We start from the raw sequence: 22,085 nt of genomic DNA, 5'->3' as shown, positions 1-22,085 counted from the left end.
TACACACATGGGACTCTTCGACTTCCTGAAGTCCGACAAGAAGAAGCAGCCGGAGGCCGCCGAGAAGGTGACGGAGCAGGTCCAGCAGCGGGCGGCGGCGCCCGCCGCACCTCCCGCGAGCTCCGCGGCCGACGCCGCCGCGGCCGACGCCGCCGCGGCCACCCGCGCGGCCGCCGAGCGGATGGCGGCCGCCGCGCCGCCCAGGCCCGCGGCGCCGACCCCGGCGTCCGCCGCGCACAAGGCAGTCCCCGTGGCCCCCAAGCCCGCCGCCGTACCGCCGCACCCCGTATCGCCCGCGCGGGGGCCCGGCGCGCCGCACACGCCGTCGCCCGCCTCGGCGGCGCACAAGGCCGTTCCGGCGGCGCCCATGCCGGCGCCCGCGCCCGCGGCCAAGAAGAAGCGCACGTACACCGTCCGGCCCGGTGACTCCCTCTCCCTGATCGCCCGCCGCGAACTCGGCAACGAGGGCCGCTGGCGCGAGCTGTACGCCGTGAACAAGGGCGTTGTCGGCTCCAACCCCGACCTCATCCGCCCGGGCATGGTCCTCACCCTGCCGGGCTGACACCGCCCGGCACACGCCGAAGGGGCCCGCATCCGACAGGATGCGGGCCCCTTCGGCCTACAGGTGATCCGCGGGTCAGGGACGCTCCCCCTCGGCGGTCGGCCCCGCGTCCGCGTCGCGCTCCTTCTCCGCCAGCTCGTCGTCGAAGCTCGCCGGCCCGGCATCGCGCGCCGACAGCTCGGTGGCCGCCGGCGGCTCCACGAGCCAGTCCGGGTTCGACTGCTGGTCCCACCACTTCCACGCCGCGTAGGCACCGCCGGCCAGCAGGCCGACCAGGGCCACACCGCGCAGCACCCGGCCGGTGCGCGCCCGGCGCTCGTGCCGTCGCACCAGCCGCTGCACCTCCTTCGCCGACACCTGGCCGCGCAGCGCGGCGAAGGCGGCGGTCGACCGCGAGGCGGCCTCCTCGGCGACCGGGGTGGCCGCCGCGAGCGCGCTCTCGAACTTCGGCTGCGTGTAGTCGGCCGCCTGTCGCGCGGCCCGGCGCGTCTGCTTCACGGCTCGCGTCGCCGCCCGGTCCACGTTCGGCGGCACATGGGCGCGCGCCGACTTGAGCCGGGGGTGCAGATGGTTGTCATACGTCGTACGTGCCTGCTTGGCGGCCTCGTTGGCCGCGTAGGACACCTTGGGCGCCAGCCGCTCGTTCGCCTCATGCGCGTAGTGCACCGCGGCATCCTTGGCGGTTTCTGCGTACGGCGCCACCACTTCCGACGCGTGCCGCACAGTCTCCCTGGCGCTCTCGGCGGCCAGGCGCACGCTGTCCTTGCGGGTCACGGGATTCCTCCTCCTCGGTGGCGGACACAGTTCACCTTTCCACCCTTCGTCGGATCATGCCTGCGATCACGCCGACGGGCATGTGTGACAGGGCATACGGGTGGATGATTTTCTGTGCGGCGCAGCGCTCCGTGCGACTATCTGGACCGACAGTGATGACTAAGGAAGGCAGATCAGTGGCCGAGAAGCTCTACGCCACCCTGAAGACGACCCACGGCGACATCGAGATCGAGCTGCTGCCGAACTTCGCTCCGAAGACCGTCAGGAACTTCGTCGAGCTCGCCACGGGCGCCCGCGAGTGGACCCGGCCGACCGACGGTCAGAAGACCACGGACCCGCTGTACGACGGCACCGTCTTCCACCGTGTCATCAGCGGCTTCATGATCCAGGGCGGTGACCCCCTCGGCAACGGCACGGGCGGCCCGGGCTACCAGTTCGCCGACGAGTTCCACCCGGACCTGGCCTTCACCAAGCCCTACCTGCTGGCCATGGCCAACGCCGGCCCGGCCACCAACGGCTCGCAGTTCTTCGTCACCGTCGCCCCCACCGCGTGGCTGACGCGCAAGCACACCATCTTCGGCGAGATCAACGACAAGGCCTCCCAGCAGGTCGTGGACACCATCGCCGGGCTGGCCACCAATCCGCGCACCGAGCGCCCCCTGGACGACGTGATCATCCAGTCGGTCGTCATCGAGAAGCGCTGAGTCCGCTGAACCGGAAGCTCTGACCCGCAAGCGCTGAGTCGAGAAGCGCCGAATCGGGAGTGCCGACCGGGCGCGGCCCCCGCCCGCGGGGAACCTTTCCGCCCCGCCCGTCCGTCCTGGATACACGTACCGGATCGGCGGGGCGCCCCCCGCGCCCCGCCCGCCGACCGAGGGGACCGATGGACACGGACCGCCTGCCGGGCTGCTACCGCCACCCGGACCGCGACACGGGGATCAGCTGCACCCGTTGCGAGCGCCCCATCTGCCCCGAGTGCATGATCAGCGCCTCGGTCGGCTTCCAGTGCCCCGAGTGCGTGCGCGACGGTTCCGGCACCGGACACCGGTCCTCCGCGAACGCGCCGCGCACCATCGCCGGCGGGGTGGTCGCCGCGGACCCCCACCTGGTCACGAAGGTCCTGATCGGCCTCAACGCCGCGGTGTTCCTCTTCTGCCTGGCCGTACCGTCGGCCGCCCGCCCGCTGGAGCTGCTCGGCCGGTACGCCGACTACTACGGGGCGCCGGTCCAGGGCGTCTCCAGCGGCGAGTACCACCGCTTGTTGACCTCGGTGTTCCTGCACGCCGAGTGGTGGCACGTCATCGGCAACATGCTCGCCCTGTGGGTGATCGGAGGCCCGCTGGAGGCGGCGCTCGGCCGGGCCCGCTACCTCGCCGTATACCTGCTGTCCGGCCTGGGCGGCAGCGCCCTCGTCTATCTGCTGACCGCGCCGAACGTACCGACCATCGGCGCGTCCGGGGCCGTCTTCGGCCTGCTCGGCGCGACCGTCGTCCTGGCACGGCGGCTGCGGTACGAGATGCGGCCGGTGCTCGTGATGGTGGGGCTGATGCTGCTGCTGAGCTTCGTGTCGTTCGGCAGCCTGCGGGTGTCCTGGCAGGCACACGTGGGCGGCCTGGTCACCGGTGCCCTGGTGGCTCTGGGGATGCTCCTGCCCGCCGCGGGCAGGAGCCGCACCCTCATCCAGTGGGGGACCTGTGTGGTGGTGTTCCTGCTGGCCGCAGGGGTCGTTCTGGTCCGTACGGCCGCACTCACCTGATCACACCGGCGTCAACTCTCCACAGAGTTATCCACAGATCTTCTGTCTTTTCCTCAGGTGTGGATGACGCTGTGGATAACTCATGGGGAGAGCTTCCCTCGGGGGGCGAGAGGTGCTACTTCCACTGAGTGGAGACGCCGAATCCCGCCGCGATGAAACCGAAACCGACCACGATGTTCCAATTGCCCAGCGCCTCGACCGGCAGCTGGGTCTCGGTCACGTAGAAGACGACGATCCAGGCGAGTCCGATCAGGAAGAGGGCCAGCATGACCGGGGCGACCCAGCTGCGGTTCGTCAGCCTGATGGCCTGCGGCTGCCTCGCCGGCGGCGGCGTGTAGTCGTCCTTCTTGCGGATACGTGACTTCGGCACGAGGGGCTCTCCTGTCGATGGGCTGGGGACCTTGCCTGCCCCGGGCGTCCGTTAGCGTAGTGGACCTGTGACGTTGAAGGAGAAGGGTACGTTGAGCAATTCCGACGACTCCTCCGCGGGTCCCCGTCGCCGGGCCAGGCCGGTCCGGCTGCTGACGGCCGCGGTCTTCGCCCTGGCCGGTCTGATCTTCGTCACCAGCTTCAACACTTCCAAGGGTACGAACATCCGCACCGATGCCTCGCTCCTGCGGCTCTCGGACCTGATCCAGGAGCGCAGCCAGAACAACGCGGCGCTGGAACAGAGCACCGGAGCCGTGCGCCGCCGGGTGGACACCCTCGCCGAGCGCGACGACGGCAGGACCCGGGCGGAGGACGCCAGGATGGCCGCGCTGCGCAAGGCCTCCGGCACCGAGGAGCTGTCCGGCAAGGGCCTCACCGTCACGCTCAACGACGCCCCGCCGGGCGCCACCGCCCGCATCCCCAACGTGCCCGAACCGCAGCCCAACGACCTGGTGATCCACCAGCAGGACCTCCAGGCCGTGGTGAACGCCCTCTGGCAGGGCGGCGCCCAGGGCATCCAGGTCATGGACCAGCGGCTCATCTCCACCAGCGCGGTGCGCTGCGTGGGCAACACCCTGATCCTCCAGGGCCGCGTGTACTCGCCCCCGTACAAGATCTCCGCGGTCGGCGATCCGGGCGCGCTGCGCAAGGCGCTCGCGGCCTCCCCCGCGCTGCAGAACTACCAGCTGTACGTGAACGCGTACGGGCTCGGCTGGAAAGTGGACGAGCACAAGGCGCTGACACTTCCCGGCTACTCCGGCACAGTGGACCTCCACTATGCGAAGCCGGTGGAACCGACTGCCTGAGCGGGTCAGCGCCGATGTCGTCCTGCGCCTGGTGGTACGGACGCTGAGCGAGCTGTGCCTGACCGCGGGCACGCTGATCGTGCTCTTCGTGGCCTACGTCCTGCTCTGGACCGGGGTGAAGGCCGACCGGGCCATGGACGGCGAGATGGCCCGGCTGCGCGGCGGCTGGGCGGCGGCGGGAGCGCCCGCGCCGGAGCGCGCGGTCCCGTCCGGGAAACCCGCCGAGGCGCCGGCGTCCGACGGGCCCGGTGAGCCGGCGGCGTCCGGGAAGCCCGTGAACCCCGGTGGGCCCGCCGAGCCGCGCCCGCCCGCCGCGTACCCCGCGGGACGGCCCTTCGCCGAGATGTCCATCCCCCGTTTCGGGCCGGACTGGAACAAGCCCGTCCTGGAGGGCACCGGCACCGAGCTCCTCAAGAAGGGCCTCGGCCACTACGCGGGCACCGCCCGTCTCGGCGAGACCGGGAACTTCTCGGTCGCGGGGCACCGCCGGACGTACGGAGACCCCTTCAAGGACTTCCCCGCGCTGCGCCCCGGGGACGCCGTGAGCCTCACGGACGCGACGGCGACGTACACCTACACGATCCGCGGCGGCCCCGTCCGCACCCTGCCGACCGACGTCGCCGTGGTCGACCCGGTGCCCCGGAAGTCGCCCTTCACCGTCCCCGGCCGGTACCTCACGCTGACGACCTGCGACCCCGAGTGGGGCCACAGCCACCGGCTGGTCGTGTGGGCCGAACTGACCGGTACCCGGACGTCCGGGCCGGTGGGATCCGGGGGTTTGCCGAGGTGACCCACCCGGCCGGGCCGCTGCCTTTAGGCTGTTCGCGTACCGCCTCCGCGGTGCGTGGAACGATCGTGGACGAAAAGGAATCAGACGGCATGTACGGCTGGGTCTGGCGGCATCTGCCGGGAAACGCGTGGGTACGCGCGCTGATCTCGCTCGTACTGGTCCTCGCGGTGGTGTTCGTGCTGTTCCAGTACGTCTTCCCGTGGGCCGAGCCGCTCCTTCCGTTCAACGACGTGACGGTGGACGAGGGATCGGGAGCGACTCCGTGAACGCGCGCATTCTGGTTGTCGACAACTACGACAGCTTTGTCTTCAACCTGGTCCAGTACCTCTACCAGCTCGGCGCCGAATGCGAGGTGCTGCGCAACGACGAGGTAGCCCTCAAGCACGCGCAGGACGGATTCGACGGCGTCCTGCTGTCCCCCGGCCCGGGCACCCCCGAGGAGGCCGGGATCTGCGTCGACATGGTCCGGCACTGCGCTGACACCGGTGTTCCGGTCTTCGGCGTCTGCCTGGGCATGCAGTCGATGGCGGTCGCGTACGGCGGGGTCGTGGACCGGGCTCCGGAGCTGCTGCACGGCAAGACCTCGCCCGTGGTGCACGAGGGCCTCGGGGTGTTCGAGGGGCTGCCGTCGCCGTTCACCGCGACCCGCTACCACTCGCTGGCCGCCGAGCCCCTGACCCTCCCGGACACGCTGGAGGTCACGGCGCGAACGGAGGACGGGATCATCATGGGCCTGCGCCACCGGGAGCACGACGTGGAAGGCGTGCAGTTCCACCCCGAGTCGGTGCTGACCGAGTGGGGGCACCGGATGCTCGCGAACTGGCTGGTGCGCTGCGGTGACGCCGGCGCCGTGGAGCGGTCGGTGGGGCTGGCCCCGGTGGTGGGCAAGGCCGTCGCGTGACCACGCTCGCGCCGTCCGCGCCCACGGAGGGCCGGGCCGCGCGACGCAGGGCCGCACAGGAGGCGGCGAAACGGTCCGCGAGGCAGACACGGCGGCGCGGCGGACGGCGGCGCAGGCGGCCGGCGTCGGGCGGTCCGCTGATCGTCGCGAGCCGGCTGGGCGGCGAGCTGTTCATCACGCTGGGCCTGGTGATGCTGCTGTTCGTCGCCTACCAGCTCTGGTACACGAACCTCCTCGCGCAGCGGACGGCGAACGGCGCCGCCGGCTCGCTCCGGCAGACCTGGGAACGGGCGCCCGAGACCGGGGCCGGCGTCCCGGCGGTGTCGGCGTTCGAGCCGGGACAGGGCTTCGCCATCCTGCACATCCCGAAGCTGGACGTGAGGGTGCCGGTGGCGGAGGGGATCAGCAAGCCGAAGGTGCTGGACCGGGGCATGGTCGGGCACTACGGCGAGGGCTCGCTGAAGACGGCGATGCCCTCGGACGCGCGGGGCAACTTCGCGGTGGCGGGCCACCGGAACACGCACGGCGAGCCGTTCCGCTACATCAACCGGCTGGTGCCGAGCGATCCGGTCGTGGTCGAGACCCGGGACGCCTATTACACGTACGAGATGACCTCGGCGCTGGCGCAGACCCCGCCGACGAACGTCGCGGTGCTGAAGCCGGTGCCGGAGGGCTCGGGGTTCACTTCTCCCGGCCGGTACATCACGCTGACCACCTGCACCCCGGAGTTCACCAGCACCTACCGGATGATCGTATGGGGCAGGATGACCGGAGAACGTCCCCGCAGCGAGGGCCCGCCACCCGCGCTGACCAGCTCGTAGCCGCCCGAAGGACGAATCCGCAGTGTCACCTTCCAGCCACCGCCGCCGTCCTGCCGACGCTGCCGCCGCCCCCCACGACGCCTCTTGCGACACCGGCCGGCCGGCCGGGCGCCGCAGTGTCCTCGCCGGTTTCCTGAGCCTGCTGGGCGAACTCCTGATCACCGTGGGCCTGGTGCTGGGCCTGTTCGTCGCGTACTCCCTGTGGTGGACGAACGTGCTCGCGGACCGGCAGGCGTCGGTGCGGGGCGACGAGATCCGCCAGCAGTGGCTCGCTCCCCCCGCGCCCGGCCCCTCCGAGCCCGCGGAGCCGGGAGCGCTGGACACCGGGGGCGGCGTCGGCTTCCTGCACGTGCCGGCGATGAAGAACGGCGAGGTGCTCGTCAAACGGGGCACGGCGCCGGACGTACTGAACGACGGCGTGGCCGGCTACTACACCGAACCGGTGAAGTCGGCGCTGCCGTGGGACGCGTCCGGGAACTTCTCGCTCGCCGCGCACCGGGACGGCCACGGGGCGAAGTTCCACAACATCGACAAGGTCCGCGACGGCGACGCGATCGTCTTCGAGACGCGCGACACCTGGTACGTCTACAAGGTCTTCGCGGAGCTGCGGCAGACCTCGAAGTACAACGTGGACGTGATCAGCCCGGTCCCGAAGGAGTCGGGCCGCACGGCACCCGGCCGCTACATCACGCTGACGACCTGCACGCCCGTGTACACCTCGAAGTACCGCTACGTCGTCTGGGGCGAGCTGGTCCGGACGGAGAAGGTGAACGCCGACCGCGGCCTCCCGGCGGAACTGCGCTGAGGAAGCGGGCGGCCCCGGGCCGAGGCCGCCGCGGACCCGGTGCCCGCCGGGCGCCCCTGGAGCCTCACGGGCACCCGGGAGGCTCCAGGGAGGAACCGGGGAGCCCGGAGGCCCCCACGCCGCCTTCACGGCCTCGCCACGGCCCGTACGGAGGCCCCTACGACGAAGGTCCGGCCCCTCCCTGAGGAGGAACCGGACCTTTTCCGTACCGGCGCCGGGGCCTACGGCCCGCGGCTGGTCGCTAGCGGCCGCCCAGACCGCCGATGAAGCCGCCGCCACCGCCGCCGTTGTTGCCGTTGTTACCGCCGCCGTTGTTGCCGCCGTCCTGCTGGCCCGGGACGGTGCGGACGTTGACCGCGGAACCGCTGGGGAGCGCGGTGTTCACCGGCGGGTCGGAGAGGATCACCGTCGCCTTGTCGTCGGTCGGACCCGACAGGACCGAGCCGAACACCAGATTGGCCCGCTTCAGCTCGTCCTTGGCCTGGTCGACCGTCTTGCCGGCCAGGTTCGGCACCTGCACCGTCTGCGCCGCCTTGGCGACGGTGATGTTGACCGTCTTGCCGATATCGATCGCCTCGCCGGCCGCGAACTGCTGCGCGATGACCGTCTTCGGGGTGGCGCCGGGTGACTCGGTCTCCGTCGTGCTGCCGAGCTTCAGCTTGGCGGCGGTGAGGAGCTTGACCGCCTCTTCCCGCGACTTGCCCAGCAGGTCCGGGACCGTGGCCTTGGACTGCTCCTTGGCCACCGTCAGCGTGATGACGTCGTTCTTCTGGGCCTGGGTGCCGGCCTTGGGGTTCTGCTCGAGGACGACTCCCGGGGTGCTGTCGGACTCCTGGGTCTTGCGCTCGACCTGGAAGCCCTTGGCCTTGAGCGCCGTCTCCGCCTCCTCGAACGGGACCCGCAGCACGTCGGGCACCGCCACAGGGGGCGCGCCCGAGGAGATCTTCACCGTGACCGTGGAGTCCTTGTCGACCTTGGAGCCGGCCTCCGGGTTCTGCGAGCAGACGTTGCCCTTGGCCTGGCCCTCGCAGGGCTCGTCGGCCCCCTTCTCGACCTTGACCCCGGCGTTGGCGCCGCTCTTCTGCGCCTGCTCCAGCGTCTGGCCGACGAGCTTGGGCACCGCGGGGCGGTTGTCGGCGCCGCCGCCCGAGAGGGAGCGGCCGATGAGGATCGCGCCGACGAGGACGAGGATGCCGGCCGCCACGAGGAGGATCGTGGACGCCTTGCTCTTCTTCTGGCGGCGGTTCGGGCCCTGGTCGTAGCCGCTCTGATCGCCGTACCCGTACCCGCCGTCGCCCCCGCCCGGAGGCATGGGCGACATCATCGCCGTCTGCCCGTGTTCGGCGGAGCGCAACGCGGTGGTGGGCTGGTCGTAGCCCTGGTGGCCGTAGCCGTGGCCCTGGTCGGGGTAGCTGTAGCCGCCCGCGCCCATCGAGGCGGTGGCGGCGACGGGCTGGCCGTCGAGGCAGGCCTCGATGTCCGCGCGCATCTCGTCGGCGGACTGGTAGCGGTAGTCGGGGTCCTTGACCAGCGCCTTCAACACGATCGCGTCCATCTCGGGCGTGATCTCGGAGTCGAAGTTGGAGGGTGGCTGGGGCTCTTCCCGTACGTGCTGGTAGGCGACGGCCACGGGGGAGTCGCCGACGAACGGGGGCCGGACGCTGAGGAGTTCGTAGAGCAGGCAGCCGGCCGAGTACAGGTCGGAGCGCGCGTCGACCTGCTCGCCCTTGGCCTGCTCGGGCGAGAGGTACTGGGCCGTGCCGATGACCGCCGCGGTCTGCGTCATGGTCATGCCGGAGTCGCCCATGGCGCGCGCGATGCCGAAGTCCATGACCTTGACCTGGCCGGTGCGGGTCAGCATCACGTTGGCGGGCTTGATGTCGCGGTGCACGATGCCGGCGCGGTGCGAGTACTCCAGCGCCTGGAGGATGCCGATGCACATCTCCAGGGTGCGCTCGGGCAGCAGCTTGCGGCCGGAGTGCAGGAGCTCGCGCAGGGTGGACCCGTCGACGTACTCCATCACGATGTACGGGATGGAGATGTTGTCGACGTAGTCTTCGCCGGTGTCGTAGACGGCGACGATCGCCGGGTGGTTCAGGGACGCGGCCGACTGGGCCTCGCGCCGGAACCGGGCCTGGAAGGACGGGTCGCGGGCGAGGTCGGCACGCAGGGTCTTGACGGCGACGGTACGGCCGAGCCGGGTGTCGTGGGCGAGGTAGACCTCGGCCATGCCACCACGGCCGAGCACGTGGCTCAGCTCGTACCGGCCGCCGAGGCGCCGCGGCTCTTCCATAACGTTCCAGCCCTCTCCGTCAGTCCCGACCGCACCTGTGTGTGGTCCGGCGGTGTGCTGTTCGCGCAAAGGCTACCGGCCGATCGTCGGTGATCGGTTCGTGGCCACAGGCTGATACCGGACCGGTACCGTACGCTCGTATCCGCCCGGATTCAGTGACGCGGATCACCGTGGGGGCCCCGCGGGCCCCGCCGTTCGCGGTTCGTGTCCGGCTCGCACCGGCTCACCGCTGGCCCTTCAGCACGGCTTCCATCACGGCCTTGGCGACCGGGGCGGCGAGGCCGCCGCCGCTGATGTTCTCGCGGTCCGCGCCGCTGTCCTCGATGACGACGGCGACGGCGACGGGCGAGCTCTTGTCCGGGTTCTCGGCGTAGGAGATGAACCAGGCGTACGGGCGCTTCTTGTTGCCCTCGCCGTGCTGGGCGGTGCCGGTCTTGCCGCCGACCGTGGTTCCGTTGATCTTGGCCGGGGCGCCGGTGCCGGTCTCGACGACGTTGACCATCATCTCCCGGACCTTCTGCGCGTTGGCGGCGGAGAGGGGCCGGCTCATCTCCTGCGGGTCGTGCTTCTCGATGAGGTCGAGGTTGGGCGCGGTCAGCTGGTCCACCATGTACGGCTTCATCAGCTTGCCGTCGTTGGCGATGGCGGCGGTGACCATGGCCATCTGGAGCGGGGTCGCGGCGGTGTTGAACTGCCCGATGGAGCTCAGGGCGTTGCCGTCCGGGCTCATCTTCTTGTCGTAGACGCTGGCGAAGGCGCGGACCGGGATGTCGATCTTGTCGTTGTTGAAGCCGAACTTCTCCGCGGTCTCCACCATCTTGTCGCGGGTGACCTTGTTGCCGAGGTTGGCGAAGACGGAGTTGCAGGAGACGCGCATGGCCTCGTTGAGCGGGGCCTTCTCGCAGCCGCTCGCGTGGTTGACCATCGGCGTCTTGGTGCCCGGCAGGATGTACGGCTCCGGGGTGTCCGTCGGCGCGTTGATGTCGGTGACGACCCCGTGCTCGAGGGCGGCGGCGGCGGTGACGACCTTGAAGGTGGAGCCGGGCGGGTAGGTCTCGCGCAGGGCGCGGTTGACGAGGTTCTTGTCCTCGGCGTCCTTCAGCGAGACCCAGGCCTTCTCGTCGTCCTTGGAGTTGCCGGCGAAGCTCGACGGGTCGTACGAGGGGGTGGAGACCAGGGCGAGGATGGCGCCGGTGCGCGGGTCGATCGCCGCGACCGCGCCCTTGTTCTTGCCCAGCTGCTTGAAGGCGGCCCGCTGGGCGTCGGGGTTGAGCGTCGTGATGACGTTGCCGCCCTGCTTCTTCTCCCCGGTGAACATGCCGACCGTGCGGTCGAAGAAGAGCCGGTCGTCGTTGCCGGTGAGGATGCCGTCCTCGAGCGATTCGAGCTGGGTGGCGCCGAAGGCCTGCGAGGCGTAGCCCGTCACGGGGGCCCACAGGGGCCCCTCCTCGTAGGTCCGCTTGAACTCGAAGTCGCTGCCGTTCGTCGCGACCGAGCCGGTGATCGGCTTGCCCTTCACGATGATGTTGCCGCGCTCGGTCGCGTACTGGGCGATCTGGACCCGGCGGTTCTCCTTGCGCGTGCTGAGCTCCTCGGCCTGCACGTACTGAAGCCAGTTGGTCCGGATCAGCAGGGCGAGGACGAGCAGCCCGCAGAACAGAGAGATGCGGCGCAGGGGCTTGTTCATGACGGGCGGACCACCTGGGTCATCTCGGAGTCGGGGGACGGAGCGGGAGCCGGGGCAGGTCGGCGTGCGGTGTCGCTGATCCGGATGAGGATCCCGATGAGGGCCCAGTTGGCGAGGACGGAGGAGCCGCCGGACGCGAGGAAGGGCATCGTCATGCCGGTGAGGGGGATGAGGCCCATGACCCCGCCGGCGACGACGAAGATCTGGATGGCGAAGGCGCCCGACAGTCCGATGGCGAAGAGCTTGCCGAAGGGGTCGCGGGCGGCCAGGGCGGTGCGGACGCCCCGCTCGATGATGAGCCCGTAGATCAGCAGGAAGGCCATCACGCCGGCGAGGCCCAGCTCTTCTCCGACGGTGGAGAAGATGAAGTCGGAGTTCGCGGCGAAGAGGATCAGGTCCGAGTGGCCCTGCCCGAGGCCGGTGCCGAGGACACCGCCGGACCCGAAGCTCATCAGGGACTGGCCGACCTGCTCGCAGGCGCCCGAGGTGGTGTAGCAGGCGAAGGGGTCGAGCCAGGCGGTGACGCGGGCCTGGACGTGGCTGGCGAAGGAGGCGACGACGACGGCGCCACCCACCGACATCAGCAGGCCGATGACGATCCAGCTGGTGCGCTCGGTGGCCACGTACAGCATGATCACGAACATGCCGAAGAAGAGCAGCGAGGTGCCGAGGTCGTTCTCGAAGATCAGGACGAGCAGGCTCATCGCCCAGATCATCAGGATCGGGCCGAGGTCGCGGCCGCGCGGCAGGTAGAGGCCCATGAAGCGGCGGCTGGCCAGGGCCAGGGCGTCGCGCTTCACCATCAGGTAGCCGGCGAAGAAGATCGCGATGACGATCTTCGCGAACTCGCCGGGCTGGATGGAGAACCCGCCGACGCTGATCCAGATCTTCGCGCCGAAGACGTCCGCGCCCAGACCCGGGATGACGGGCAGGATCAGCAGGACCAGGGCGCCGGCCATCGAGATGTACGTGAACCGCTGCAGGACGCGGTGGTCCTTGAGCAGCAGCAGGACGGCGGCGAACAGGGCGATGCCGACGGCCGTGTACAGCATCTGGTTGGGCGCGGAGGGGGAGAACGCGCCGAAGGAGCGCTTCGCGAGGTTCTGCAGCCGCTCGGACTGGTCCAGGCGCCAGATGAAGACGAGCCCGAGTCCGTTGAGCAGGGTGGCCAGCGGCAGCAGCAGCGGATCGGCGTACTTCGCGTAGCGGCGCACGACGAGGTGCGCGACCCCGGCGAGCGCGCCGAGGCCGAGGCCGTAGACCAGCATGCCGGGCGGCAGCTTGCCGTTGATCGCGAGGCCCACGTTGGCGTAGGCGAACATCGGGATGACCACGGCGAACCCGAGCAGCATCAGCTCGGTGTTCCGCCGGCTCGGCAGCTCGATGGCGCCGATGGTGGTCGTGTTGGTGACAACGCTCATGGTGTGGCAGGCCCCCTGCGCCCGCGTGTGTCTACTGCTTTCCGCACAGGCCGACCAGCTGCTGCTCCGCGGGAGTCAGGCCGGCGGCGGGTGTCTGGTTCTGCGCCTCGGCGTTGCGGCGCTCTTCGTCCTTCTTGCAGGCGGACACCTGGAGACCGAGGTCGTCGATCTTCTCGCGCGCGCCGTCGAGGCTGCTCTCGCTGATGGTGGCCTGGACGAGCTTCAGCTTGAAGGGCGGCAGGTACTTCAGTTCGATGTCGGGCCGGTCGGTCTCCACCTTGGAGAGCTCCACCGGGCCGAGCTTCTGGCTGATGCCCTTGAACAGCGCGACGTGGTCGCCCTTGACGCCGATGTAGTACTGGGTCTGCGTCCAGCGCCAGCCGGCGTAGAGGCCGCCGCCGATGACTCCGGCGACGAGCAGCAGCATCAGCGTACGGGTGGTCCACTTGCGCCCTTTGCTGCGGCGCCTGCGGGGCTTGTCGTACGTGTCCTCGTACCCGGAGTCGGAGTCGTAGCCGTCGGCTTCGCCGAAGCTGCCGTACCCGCCGCCGCCCTGGCCGGAGTCCGCGTACCCGTAGCCGGGGGCCTCGCCGCTGCCGGGCGGGCCGAAGGAGCCGGCGGGCGGGGGGGCCTGGCGGCCGAGTCCGGAGGCGCGGCCGGCCGGGGTGTGCATGGCGTTGCCGCCGTCGAAGAGCTGGTGCTGGTTCTCGGCGACCGCGCCGACGACGACCGGGGTGTCGCTCACCTGGGCGGCGAGCGTGTCGCCGCTGTCGGTGTCGAGGACGTCGGCGACGATGCAGGTGATGTTGTCCGGACCGCCGCCGCGCAGCGCGAGCTGGATCAGCGACTGCACGGTCTCGCGGGGGCCGTGGTAGTCGGCGAGGGTCTCTTCCAGGGTCTGGTGGGAGACCACGCCGGACAGCCCGTCGGAGCAGATCAGGTAGCGGTCGCCGGCCCGGACCTCGCGGATGGAGAGGTCGGGTTCGACGATGTCGCCGCTGCCGAGCGCGCGCATCAGGAGGGAGCGCTGCGGGTGGGTCGTCGCCTCCTCCTCGGTGATGCGGCCCTCGTCGACGAGACGCTGCACCCAGGTGTGGTCCTGGGTGATCTGCGTGAGGACGCCGTCGCGCAGCAGGTAGGCCCGGGAGTCGCCGACGTGGACGAGGCCGAGGCGCTGGCCGGTCCACAGCAGGGCGGTCAGGGTGGTGCCCATGCCCTCGAGCTGGGGGTCCTCCTCGACCATCGCGCGCAGCTGGTCGTTGGCCCGCTGCACGGCGGTGGAGAGCGAGGTGATGATGTCGGAGCCCGGGACGTCGTCGTCGAGCTGCACAAGGGTCGAGATCACCTCGGAGCTGGCGACCTCGCCGGCGGCCTGGCCGCCCATGCCGTCGGCGATCGCGAGGAGACGGGGGCCGGCGTAGCCGGAGTCCTCGTTCCCCTCGCGGATCATGCCCTTGTGCGATCCGGCAGCGAACCGCAGGGACAGACTCATGCGCACCTGCCCTGTCGACGCTGCCTCCGGGTACAACCGGTCTCGAGCCACACTGCCCACCCTCCGGTCGGGAGCGCGCGCGGGTCCGTTTCCACACTGGGACGGATCTCCGCGGCTCGCTCGCTCCGCTCGCTCATTCTCGTACTACTTCCGCAGCTCGATGACGGTCTTGCCGATGCGGATCGGCGCTCCCGGCGGAATGGGCGTCGGAGTGGTCAGCCGGTTCCGGTCGAGATACGTGCCGTTGGTGGAGCCGAGGTCCTCGACGATCCACTGCCCGTCACGGTCCGGGTAGATCCTGGCATGACGGCTGGACGCGTAGTCGTCGTCCAGCACGATCGTCGAGTCGTGGGCGCGGCCCAGCGTGATCGTCTGGCCCGCGAGGGCCACCGTGGTACCCGTGAGGGTGCCCTCGGAGACGACGAGTTTGGTCGGCGCACCACGGCGCTGGCGCTGCTGAGGTGGCGCCGCCTGGCGGCCCCCCTGCTGCGGGGCACCGGCAGCCGCGCCGCCTCGGCGGGAGCCGCGTTGCGTCACTCTCGTACCGAAGAGATCGCTGCGGATGACCTGAACGGCCACGATGACGAACAGCCACAGAACGGCTAGGAAACCCAACCGCATGACCGTCAGGGTCAGCTCTGACATTGCCCCCGCTTCACCCTTCGGCTTGCCGGTAAATGATGGTGGTGCTGCCCACGACGATCCGCGAGCCGTCGCGGAGCGTAGCGCGGGTGGTGTGCTGCCCGTCCACCACGATGCCGTTGGTGGACCCGAGATCCTGGATCGTCGAGGGCGTTCCGGTCCGGATCTCACAGTGCCGGCGCGAGACGCCGGGGTCGTCGATCCGCACGTCGGCTTCCGTGCTTCGGCCGAGTACGAGCGTGGGACGCGAGATCTGGTGGCGGGTGCCGTTGATCTCGATCCAGTGCCGTCGCGGGCCGCCCGGAGAGGGCGCGGGAGCGGCTCCGCCGGGGGCGGGCCGCCGTCCTGCGGCGCCGCCCGGAGGCGGGCCCGCGGGCATGGGCGGGGCGGCGACCGGGGGGTACCCGTAGCCGCCCTGCTGCTGGTTCTGGGGCGCTGCCGGGCCGCCCTGGGCGGCCTGCGGCTGCGAGGTGCTGGAGGCGAGGGTGCGACTGCGGACCCGGTAGAGCCCGGTGTCGAGGTCGTCGGCCTTCTCCAGCTGGACCTTGATGGGGCCCATGAAACTGTAGCGCTGCTGCTTGGCGTAGTCGCGGACGAGGCCCGCGAGCTCGTCGCCGAGCTGACCCGAGTAGGGGCTCAGGCGGTCGTAGTCGCCGCCGCTGAGCTCCACGATGAAATCGTTGGGGACGACGGTCCGCTCGCGGTTCCAGATGGTGGCGTTGTTGTCGCACTCCCGCTGGAGGGCGCCGGCGATCTCCACCGGCTGGACCTCGGACTTGAAGACTTTGGCGAAGGTGCCGTTCACCAGACCTTCGAGTCGCTGCTCGAACCGCTTCAGGACTCCCATGGGGCACCTCCTCCGTCGTTGTCGCCCTGTACTGCTTACTGATCGTATCCACGCGTGGCGGATTCGGCTGGTTCCCCATCGGTCCTGTGTGGACGAGTGTTGGTCCTCACAAGCGATCGTAGGGGCGCGCCAGGGACAGTGTCCCGTACCGGGGGCTGAGTGCGGGAGGGGCCGTCCCCGGCGGGGCCCCGGGGGCCCGGGAAAGGGATGTGAATCCACCCCGTTCCACGTGCTAATCTTTCGACGTCGCCAGGGGAACGGCCCGAAAGGGAAGATCCACTGGAGTGCTGCTCGGGCGAGTGGCGGAACGGCAGACGCGCTGGCTTCAGGTGCCAGTGTCCTTCGGGACGTGGGGGTTCAAATCCCCCCTCGCCCACATCGGCGAAACGGTCGTCATCGCGAAAGCGGTGGCGGCCGTTTCGTGTTTCCCCCGTCGTTCGGACTGCTTTCCCCCATTGTCCGGACTTCAGACTTTCATCGTGCCGGACTTCAGACTTTCGTCGTGGGGGCCGCGACGAAAGAGGGCGGTCGGTGCCGGACGGGGGTGTCTAGGGTCGTCGGGTGGATGTCATGGCGAAGAGGCGGGCCGGCTGGGACCGGCTGAGGGGGCCGGAGCCCTGGACCCGGCGGATGCTGGCCGGGGACCTGGCGCTGGCCGGTGTCCTGGCCGTGCTGGGGCTCGGCATCGAGGAACTCGACAACGGTTCCGGGCGCCGGATGCTGGTGAGCGCCGTGGTCGTCGTGGTGCTGACCCTGCTGCGGCGGCGGTTTCCCGGGACCACCCTCGTCGTCGGCTCGGCGGCGAGCGGCGTGCTGCCCGGAGTGTTCCTGGTCACGATCCTGCTGGGCTGGTCCGCGGGGCGTCGGATCGTCGGGGTGGGCCGGGCGCTGGCCGCCTTCACCCTCGCCTTCCTCGCCGCGGCCGGCTTCAGCGTGCTGTCCCAGTGGGACGGGATGCGGCCGCTGCTCGTGATCGTCTTTTCCACGCTGATGTTCCTCGTGGCGACGGTGGTGCCGGGTCTGGCGAGCCGGTACTGGTCCCAGCGCCGGACGCTGCTGCGGGCACTCCAGGAGCGCAACGGGCAGCTGCTGCGGGAGCGGGCCATGGTCGCGGGGCAGGCGAGGCTGCGGGAGCGGCAGCGGATCGCACAGGACATGCACGACAGCCTGGGCCACCAGCTGGCGCTGATCTCGGTGCACACCGGGGCGCTGGAGGTCGATCCGAAGCTGACCGACCGACAGCGCGAGGCGGTGGGGGTGCTGAGGCAGGCCTCGGTGGCGGCGATGCACGAGCTGCGCGAGGTCGTCGGCATCATGCGCGACGGGGTGGAGGCCCCGGTGCCGTTGGAGGAGGCGCAGTCCCCGGCGCGCGGCGTGGCCGGGATCGCGGGGGTCGTGGAGGCGGCGCGGGGCGCGGGGACCGACGTACGGCTGACGACGTCGGGGCAGCCGAGGGAGCTCGTCGCGGCCTGCGACCACGCGGCGTACCGGATCGTGCAGGAGGCGCTGACGAACGCGTACAAGCACGCTCCGGGCGCGTCGATCGCGGTGGAGCTGCGGTACGAGGACGACTCGCTGGTGGTGGAGATCGCCAACGGCGTCGCGGCCGGACCGGGGGCCGGCGAGGTCGTGTCCGGTGGGCAGGGGCTGACGGGGCTGCGCGAACGGGCCCGGCTGGTCGGCGGGATGGTGCACGCGGGCGCGGTCGAGGGCGGCGGGTTCCGGGTCGCGGGAGTGCTCCCGTACGGTGCCGGGCCGGCCGGGGTGGCGGAGGTGGCCGACGACTTCGGGCAGGGGGTCCTGGTGGGGGGCCCGAAGGGCGACTCCCCGATGGACTGGTCGGTGGTGGACCGGGAGCTGGCCGTACGGGCCCACAGCCGGACCGGCGGCATAGCGCTGGGCTGCGGGATCACGGCCGCGGCCGTCGTGGTGCTGCTGATCGCCTTGGTGGCGGGTGTGGTGATGCTGGTGGGGTCGGTGAACAACGCGATGATCGACCGGGGCGAGTACGACGCCGTGCGGCTGGGCGAGACGGAGCAGGCGGTCCGCGACCGGCTGCCCGACGGGGACAGCATCTTCACCGGGGGCATGGACCGGAAGGGGCCGCCGCGGCCGGAGGGGTCGAACTGTCTGGTGCTGCTGTCGACGGAGGATTCGCCGGATCTGACCACCGACGTCGCGTTCCGCTTCTGCTTCAAGGACGGCAAGCTCGTCGACAAGCAGTCGTACCAGGTCAAGCAGTAGGAGTTCGGGTGACAGCCGAAGTGATCCGCGTGGTGATCGCGGACGACGAGCCGTTGATCCGGGCCGGGATCAGGATGATCCTGACCTCGGCTCCGGACATCGAGGTGGTGGCGGAGGCGTCGAACGGGCGGGAGGCGGTGGACCTGGCCCGCGCGCACGCGCCGGACGTGGTGCTGCTGGACATCCAGATGCCGGTGATGGACGGGCTGACCGCGCTGGGCGAGCTGAAGCGGGCGGTTCCGGTGGTGCGGGCGCTGATCCTGACGACCTTCGGGGAGAAGGAGAACGTGCTGCGGGCCCTGGGCCAGGGCGGCGCGGGGTTCCTGCTGAAGGACTCGGCGCCGGGCGAGCTGATCGGGGCGGTGCGGGCGGCCGCGGCCGGTGACGCGTACCTCTCGCCGGGCGCGACGCGGCACGTCGTGGACCAGCTGTCCTCGGGGCGGGCGGCGGTACGGGGCGAGGAGGCCCGGCGCCAGGTGGCGGAGCTGAGCGAACGGGAACGCGGGGTGCTGGCGCTGCTCGGGGAGGGGCTGTCGAACGCGGACGCAGGCCGGCGGCTGCACATGAGCGAGGCCACGGTGAAGACGTACGTGAGCCGGATCCTGGCGAAGCTGGGCTGCGAGAACCGGGTGCAGGCGGCGCTGCTGGCCAGAGACGCCGGGCTGTAGGGGCCTGATCGGCCCCGGCCGGGGGTGTCGGCTTGGACGTGCTGGCCAGGGGCGCCGGGCTGTCGGTACGGTCAGCCCGTTCTGGCGATCGAATGGACTGGTGGGGCGGCGCACATGACGGCGGCAGCGGGACAGCGGATACCGCAGGTGGAGGGGTTCGCGCCGAGGGTGGCGGACGGATCGCCGAAGGAGCACGGCAAGGCACTGCGCGGACGGGTGCCGCGCTCGGCGCACGCCGCTTTCGAGGCGGCTGCCGGGCGCCCGGACGCCGTGCGGGCGGTGGAGGAGTCCAACGCCGGCCGGGTCGCCGAGCTGGCTCCCATACGGGTGGGGCGGATGGCCGCGAACCCGTTCGCGTTCCTGCGCGGGGCGGCCGGGCTGATGGCGCACGACCTGTCCGGAGGCCCGGTCACCGGAGTCGGCGCACAGATCTGCGGGGACGCGCACGCGGCGAACTTCGGCCTGTACGGGGACGTTCACGGTCGTCTGGTCATCGACCTGAACGACTTCGACGAGACCGTCTTCGGTCCGTGGGAGTGGGACGTGAAGCGGCTGGCGACCTCGCTGGTGCTGGCCGGCCGGGTGGCCGGAGCCGACGAGGACACCTGCCGGGCGGCGGCGCGGGACACCGTGGGCGCCTACCGGCGGACCATGAGGCTGCTGGCCAAGCTGCCCGCCATGGACGCCTGGAACGCCATCGCGGACGAGGAACTGGTCTCGCACGCCGATGCCCGGGATCTGCTGGGGACGCTGGAGCGGGTGTCGCAGAAGGCCCGCAACAACACCTCCGCCCGGTTCGCGGCGAAGTCGACCGCGGCCGCGGCGGACGGCAGCTGCCGGTTCGTGGACGCGCTGCCCGTGTTGCGCCGGGTCGGGGACGCGGAGGCGGCGGCCGTCGCGGCCGCGCTGGGCCCGTACCTGGAGACCCTGACGGGCGACCGGCTGCCGCTGCTGGCCCGGTACGCGATCCACGACGTGGCCTTCCGGGTGGTGGGCACCGGGAGCGTCGGCACGCGTTCGTACGTGGTGCTGCTCATGGACCACCGGGGCGAACCGCTGGTGCTCCAGGTGAAGGAGGCGCGGCCCTCGGTCCTGCTGCCGCACCTGCCGGCCCTGGGCTTCCCCGCCCCGCCGCAGGAGCACGAAGGCCGCAGGGTGGTGACCGGGCAGAAGCGGATGCAGGTGGTGTCGGACATCATGCTGGGCTGGACCACGGTCGAGGGGCGGCCCTTCCAGGTGCGGCAGTTCCGCAACCGCAAGGGCAGTGTGGACCCGGCGGCGCTGGCCGCCGAGGAGTTCGACGACTACGGGCGGATGACCGGGGCGCTCCTGGCGCGGGCCCACGCGCACAGCGTCGACCCGCGGCTGCTGGCCGGGTACTGCGGGAAGAACGAGGAGCTGGACGAGGCGGTGGCCGCCTTCGCCGTGGCCTACGCCGACCGGACCGAGGCGGACCATGCCGACCTGGTCGCGGCGGTGCGGGCGGGGCGGATCGCGGCGGAGACCGGGGTCTGACGGGTGCGGGCCGCGCCGCGCGGGGTCGACGGGGTGGGGCTTCGCGGGGTGGGGCTTCGGGTCGTTGGGTTTCGCGGGGTGGGGCTTCGCGGGGTGGGCGGTGTTTCACGTGAAACACCGCCCGGCCGGGCGGGCCGTAGGCTGGCCGCGTGAGCGAGCAGACCGAACAGACCGACCAGCCTGAGCAGCCCATGCCGTCGGCCCCCGGTGAGTCCGGCGGCCCCGGTGATTCCGGTGATTCCGGCGCGGACCGTCCCGAGGCGCGCCTGGAGCGGGCCGTGCGGGCCGCCGAGCAGGCCCTGATCGAGTTCGAGATCGCGGTGGAGACCTTCCGGGTGGAGGTCGAGAACTTCTCCCGCCTGCACCACCAGAAGCTCGGGCCGATGTACTCGCGGCTCGACGAGCTGGACGCGCTGATCGCCGAGGCGAAGGCGGCCCGTACCGGCGATCCGGAGGACCTGCGGCGGGCCGGGGAGGCGCGCGCGCTGGTGATGCCGATGCCGGGGGTGGACGAGCTGTTCCACGACTGGATGGATTCCGACGGGATCTCCGACGACGCCGGCGCGATGCTCACCGACCGGCCGGTGCGGCCGCCGCAGCGGGTGCGTCCCTCGGAGGAGGTGCGCCGTCTCTACCGCGAGCTGGTTCGCCAGGCCCACCCGGACCTCGCCCAGGACGAGGTGGAGCGGGAGCGGCGGGACGCGTTCATCGCGCGGGTGAACGCCGCGTACGGGCGGGGCGAGGAGCAGCAGCTGCGCGAGCTGGCCGAGGAGTGGGCGGCCGGTCCGGCGCCCGAGCGGGCGGTGCCGGGCGAGAGCGAGGAGCTGTACGCACGGCTCGAGTGGCTCTCGCGGCGCAAGGAGCTGCTGTCGCTGGTCGCCAAAGACCTGGAGGACAGCGCGATCGGCTCGATGCTCCGGATGGCCCCGGAGGACCCGGACCGGCTGCTTGAGGAGATCGCGGAACAGCTGCTGGCGCAGGTGTCCGAGCGCGAGGCGGAGCTTGCCGGTCTCGCCGCTCCCTGAGGGGCGCCGCGGGCCGTCCCTGCTTGTCGCCGGTGGGGTTCCGGCGCCGCTCCGGCGGGGGCCTCGGCACCGGCGGGCGCGGGGGGTCCGGTCGGATAGGTTGGCATTCCCATCCCCATCCGCGATGAGAGCAGGCGACGTATGAACTTCGGACCGCTTCCCTCGGTGGACGCCGCCGCGGTGCCCTCCGAAGGCTTTGTCCTCGACGTCCGCGAGGACGACGAATGGGCGGCCGGCCACGTCGAGGGCGCTCTGCACATCCCGATGAGCGACTTCGTGAACCGTTTCGGCGAGCTTACGGAGGCCGCCCCGGACGGTGCCCGCGTGCACGTGATGTGCCGCGTGGGCGGGCGCTCCGCGCAGGTCACCCAGTACCTCGTCCGCCAGGGCATCGACGCCGTCAACATTGACGGCGGGATGCAGGCCTGGGACGGGGCCGGGCGCCCGATGGTGACGGACACCGGGAACCCGGCCTTCGTGCTCTAGTGCGTTGTCCACGAACGTTCGCCGGGCTGGGTGACCGGGCGGTTGGTGTTCGGGATGCTGGTTCTGTCAGCCTCACTCTCGATGGCAACATGTTCGCTGTTGAGGGTGGGGTCGTGGATGG

Annotated in this window: 21 protein-coding genes, 1 tRNA gene and 1 pseudogene; 15 read left to right on the top strand and 8 right to left on the bottom strand. The window is 71.1% G+C overall.

What is annotated here, in order from left to right:
- Window positions 1-7 precede the first annotated feature (7 nt).
- Window positions 8-562, top strand: coding sequence for a LysM peptidoglycan-binding domain-containing protein (locus tag OTB16_RS36895; RefSeq protein WP_267726980.1), 555 nt, complete (start codon window positions 8-10; stop codon window positions 560-562).
- Between the two features lie 75 nt (window positions 563-637).
- Here the strand turns inward: OTB16_RS36895 and OTB16_RS36890 are convergent, their stop codons facing one another.
- A complete protein-coding gene (locus OTB16_RS36890) occupies window positions 638-1,336 on the bottom strand; it encodes a DUF5324 family protein (RefSeq protein ID WP_267726978.1) in 699 nt (232 codons plus the stop codon).
- A gap of 176 nt (window positions 1,337-1,512) precedes the next feature.
- Between OTB16_RS36890 and OTB16_RS36885 the strand changes: the two genes are divergently transcribed.
- Both OTB16_RS36885 and OTB16_RS36880 read left to right on the top strand, forming a co-directional pair.
- Complete coding sequence (locus OTB16_RS36885; RefSeq protein WP_267726977.1) at window positions 1,513-2,040, top strand: peptidylprolyl isomerase; 528 nt, start codon at window positions 1,513-1,515, stop codon at window positions 2,038-2,040.
- A 179-nt stretch (window positions 2,041-2,219) separates the two neighbouring features.
- The gene (locus tag OTB16_RS36880) at window positions 2,220-3,092 is read left to right on the top strand and encodes a rhomboid family intramembrane serine protease (RefSeq protein ID WP_267726976.1); all 873 of its coding nucleotides are present in this window, start codon (window positions 2,220-2,222) and stop codon (window positions 3,090-3,092) included.
- Window positions 3,093-3,207: 115 nt separating this feature from the next.
- Here the strand turns inward: OTB16_RS36880 and crgA are convergent, their stop codons facing one another.
- Window positions 3,208-3,462 carry a cell division protein CrgA gene (crgA, locus tag OTB16_RS36875; RefSeq protein WP_267726974.1) on the bottom strand — a complete coding sequence of 85 codons (255 nt, stop codon included), beginning with the start codon at window positions 3,460-3,462 and terminating at the stop codon, window positions 3,208-3,210.
- 91 nt (window positions 3,463-3,553) lie between these two features.
- Between crgA and OTB16_RS36870 the strand changes: the two genes are divergently transcribed.
- The 6 genes and pseudogenes from OTB16_RS36870 to OTB16_RS36845 all read left to right on the top strand — a co-directional run bounded on the left by OTB16_RS36870 (window position 3,554) and on the right by OTB16_RS36845 (window position 7,644).
- The gene (locus tag OTB16_RS36870; RefSeq protein ID WP_267726972.1) at window positions 3,554-4,327 is read left to right on the top strand and encodes a DUF881 domain-containing protein; all 774 of its coding nucleotides are present in this window, start codon (window positions 3,554-3,556) and stop codon (window positions 4,325-4,327) included.
- The gene (locus OTB16_RS36865; protein ID WP_267726971.1) at window positions 4,299-5,117 is read left to right on the top strand and encodes a class E sortase; all 819 of its coding nucleotides are present in this window, start codon (window positions 4,299-4,301) and stop codon (window positions 5,115-5,117) included. The genes OTB16_RS36870 and OTB16_RS36865 overlap by 29 nt, the downstream gene beginning before the upstream one ends.
- 65 nt (window positions 5,118-5,182) lie before the next feature.
- On the top strand, window positions 5,183-5,383 hold the full coding sequence (locus tag OTB16_RS36860; protein ID WP_267727009.1) for a hypothetical protein: 201 nt from the start codon (window positions 5,183-5,185) through the stop codon (window positions 5,381-5,383).
- A complete protein-coding gene (locus tag OTB16_RS36855) occupies window positions 5,380-6,018 on the top strand; it encodes an aminodeoxychorismate/anthranilate synthase component II (RefSeq protein ID WP_267726970.1) in 639 nt (212 codons plus the stop codon). Before OTB16_RS36860 ends, OTB16_RS36855 begins: the two co-directional genes overlap by 4 nt.
- Before the next feature lie 140 nt (window positions 6,019-6,158).
- Window positions 6,159-6,839 (top strand): annotated as a pseudogene (locus OTB16_RS36850) (class E sortase); the annotation flags it as partial.
- A gap of 22 nt (window positions 6,840-6,861) precedes the next feature.
- The gene (locus OTB16_RS36845) at window positions 6,862-7,644 is read left to right on the top strand and encodes a class E sortase (RefSeq protein WP_420717876.1); all 783 of its coding nucleotides are present in this window, start codon (window positions 6,862-6,864) and stop codon (window positions 7,642-7,644) included.
- Window positions 7,645-7,885: 241 nt separating this feature from the next.
- Here OTB16_RS36845 and pknB read toward each other — a convergent pair whose 3' ends face one another.
- The 6 genes from pknB to OTB16_RS36815 all read right to left on the bottom strand — a co-directional run bounded on the left by pknB (window position 7,886) and on the right by OTB16_RS36815 (window position 16,026).
- On the bottom strand, window positions 7,886-9,937 hold the full coding sequence (gene pknB / locus OTB16_RS36840) for a Stk1 family PASTA domain-containing Ser/Thr kinase (protein ID WP_267726969.1): 2,052 nt from the start codon (window positions 9,935-9,937) through the stop codon (window positions 7,886-7,888).
- 223 nt (window positions 9,938-10,160) lie between these two features.
- Window positions 10,161-11,624: a peptidoglycan D,D-transpeptidase FtsI family protein gene (locus OTB16_RS36835; protein ID WP_267726968.1), complete on the bottom strand. Its 1,464-nt coding sequence runs from the start codon at window positions 11,622-11,624 to the stop codon at window positions 10,161-10,163.
- On the bottom strand, window positions 11,621-13,045 hold the full coding sequence (locus OTB16_RS36830) for an FtsW/RodA/SpoVE family cell cycle protein (RefSeq protein ID WP_267726967.1): 1,425 nt from the start codon (window positions 13,043-13,045) through the stop codon (window positions 11,621-11,623). The genes OTB16_RS36835 and OTB16_RS36830 overlap by 4 nt, the downstream gene beginning before the upstream one ends.
- Before the next feature lie 31 nt (window positions 13,046-13,076).
- Window positions 13,077-14,537 carry a Stp1/IreP family PP2C-type Ser/Thr phosphatase gene (locus tag OTB16_RS36825; protein ID WP_267726965.1) on the bottom strand — a complete coding sequence of 487 codons (1,461 nt, stop codon included), beginning with the start codon at window positions 14,535-14,537 and terminating at the stop codon, window positions 13,077-13,079.
- A gap of 144 nt (window positions 14,538-14,681) precedes the next feature.
- On the bottom strand, window positions 14,682-15,182 hold the full coding sequence (locus OTB16_RS36820; protein ID WP_267726964.1) for an FHA domain-containing protein FhaB/FipA: 501 nt from the start codon (window positions 15,180-15,182) through the stop codon (window positions 14,682-14,684).
- A gap of 10 nt (window positions 15,183-15,192) precedes the next feature.
- Complete coding sequence (locus OTB16_RS36815) at window positions 15,193-16,026, bottom strand: FhaA domain-containing protein (RefSeq protein WP_267726962.1); 834 nt, start codon at window positions 16,024-16,026, stop codon at window positions 15,193-15,195.
- Window positions 16,027-16,319: 293 nt separating this feature from the next.
- On the opposite strand from OTB16_RS36815, the gene OTB16_RS36810 reads away from it, so the two are divergent.
- The 6 genes from OTB16_RS36810 to OTB16_RS36785 all read left to right on the top strand — a co-directional run bounded on the left by OTB16_RS36810 (window position 16,320) and on the right by OTB16_RS36785 (window position 21,964).
- A tRNA-Leu gene (locus OTB16_RS36810) sits at window positions 16,320-16,402 on the top strand.
- 194 nt (window positions 16,403-16,596) lie between these two features.
- Window positions 16,597-18,270: a sensor histidine kinase gene (locus OTB16_RS36805; protein ID WP_267726960.1), complete on the top strand. Its 1,674-nt coding sequence runs from the start codon at window positions 16,597-16,599 to the stop codon at window positions 18,268-18,270.
- An 8-nt stretch (window positions 18,271-18,278) separates the two neighbouring features.
- Window positions 18,279-18,938: a response regulator gene (locus OTB16_RS36800; protein WP_269287785.1), complete on the top strand. Its 660-nt coding sequence runs from the start codon at window positions 18,279-18,281 to the stop codon at window positions 18,936-18,938.
- A 114-nt stretch (window positions 18,939-19,052) separates the two neighbouring features.
- Window positions 19,053-20,453, top strand: a complete 1,401-nt coding sequence (locus tag OTB16_RS36795; RefSeq protein ID WP_267726958.1) for a DUF2252 domain-containing protein — start codon at window positions 19,053-19,055, stop codon at window positions 20,451-20,453.
- Between the two features lie 191 nt (window positions 20,454-20,644).
- Window positions 20,645-21,478, top strand: coding sequence for a J domain-containing protein (locus tag OTB16_RS36790; RefSeq protein ID WP_267727002.1), 834 nt, complete (start codon window positions 20,645-20,647; stop codon window positions 21,476-21,478).
- A 141-nt stretch (window positions 21,479-21,619) separates the two neighbouring features.
- Window positions 21,620-21,964 (top strand): rhodanese-like domain-containing protein, encoded by a 345-nt coding sequence (locus OTB16_RS36785; protein ID WP_267726956.1) that lies wholly within the window; start codon window positions 21,620-21,622, stop codon window positions 21,962-21,964.
- Window positions 21,965-22,085: the final 121 nt, after the last annotated feature.

This window comes from Streptomyces antarcticus (genome assembly GCF_026627255.1).
Classification (GTDB): domain Bacteria; phylum Actinomycetota; class Actinomycetes; order Streptomycetales; family Streptomycetaceae; genus Streptomyces; species Streptomyces antarcticus.
Note: the sequence above shows the minus strand (reverse complement) of the source record. Positions and strands in the feature narration are given on the sequence as shown.

What these genes read in the sequence shown, in the direction of transcription:
- OTB16_RS36825 (WP_267726965.1), bottom strand. Translation starts at nt 14,537, where the DNA reads ATGAGTCTGTCCCTGCGGTTCGCTGCCGGATCGCACAAGGGCATGATC.
- OTB16_RS36880 (WP_267726976.1), top strand. Translation starts at nt 2,220, where the DNA reads ATGGACACGGACCGCCTGCCGGGCTGCTACCGCCACCCGGACCGCGAC.
- pknB (WP_267726969.1), bottom strand. Translation starts at nt 9,937, where the DNA reads ATGGAAGAGCCGCGGCGCCTCGGCGGCCGGTACGAGCTGAGCCACGTG.
- OTB16_RS36830 (WP_267726967.1), bottom strand. Translation starts at nt 13,045, where the DNA reads ATGAGCGTTGTCACCAACACGACCACCATCGGCGCCATCGAGCTGCCG.
- OTB16_RS36795 (WP_267726958.1), top strand. Translation starts at nt 19,053, where the DNA reads ATGACGGCGGCAGCGGGACAGCGGATACCGCAGGTGGAGGGGTTCGCG.
- OTB16_RS36865 (WP_267726971.1), top strand. Translation starts at nt 4,299, where the DNA reads ATGCGAAGCCGGTGGAACCGACTGCCTGAGCGGGTCAGCGCCGATGTC.
- OTB16_RS36820 (WP_267726964.1), bottom strand. Translation starts at nt 15,182, where the DNA reads ATGTCAGAGCTGACCCTGACGGTCATGCGGTTGGGTTTCCTAGCCGTT.
- OTB16_RS36895 (WP_267726980.1), top strand. Translation starts at nt 8, where the DNA reads ATGGGACTCTTCGACTTCCTGAAGTCCGACAAGAAGAAGCAGCCGGAG.
- OTB16_RS36790 (WP_267727002.1), top strand. Translation starts at nt 20,645, where the DNA reads ATGCCGTCGGCCCCCGGTGAGTCCGGCGGCCCCGGTGATTCCGGTGAT.
- OTB16_RS36785 (WP_267726956.1), top strand. Translation starts at nt 21,620, where the DNA reads ATGAACTTCGGACCGCTTCCCTCGGTGGACGCCGCCGCGGTGCCCTCC.
- OTB16_RS36835 (WP_267726968.1), bottom strand. Translation starts at nt 11,624, where the DNA reads ATGAACAAGCCCCTGCGCCGCATCTCTCTGTTCTGCGGGCTGCTCGTC.
- OTB16_RS36805 (WP_267726960.1), top strand. Translation starts at nt 16,597, where the DNA reads ATGGCGAAGAGGCGGGCCGGCTGGGACCGGCTGAGGGGGCCGGAGCCC.
- OTB16_RS36815 (WP_267726962.1), bottom strand. Translation starts at nt 16,026, where the DNA reads ATGGGAGTCCTGAAGCGGTTCGAGCAGCGACTCGAAGGTCTGGTGAAC.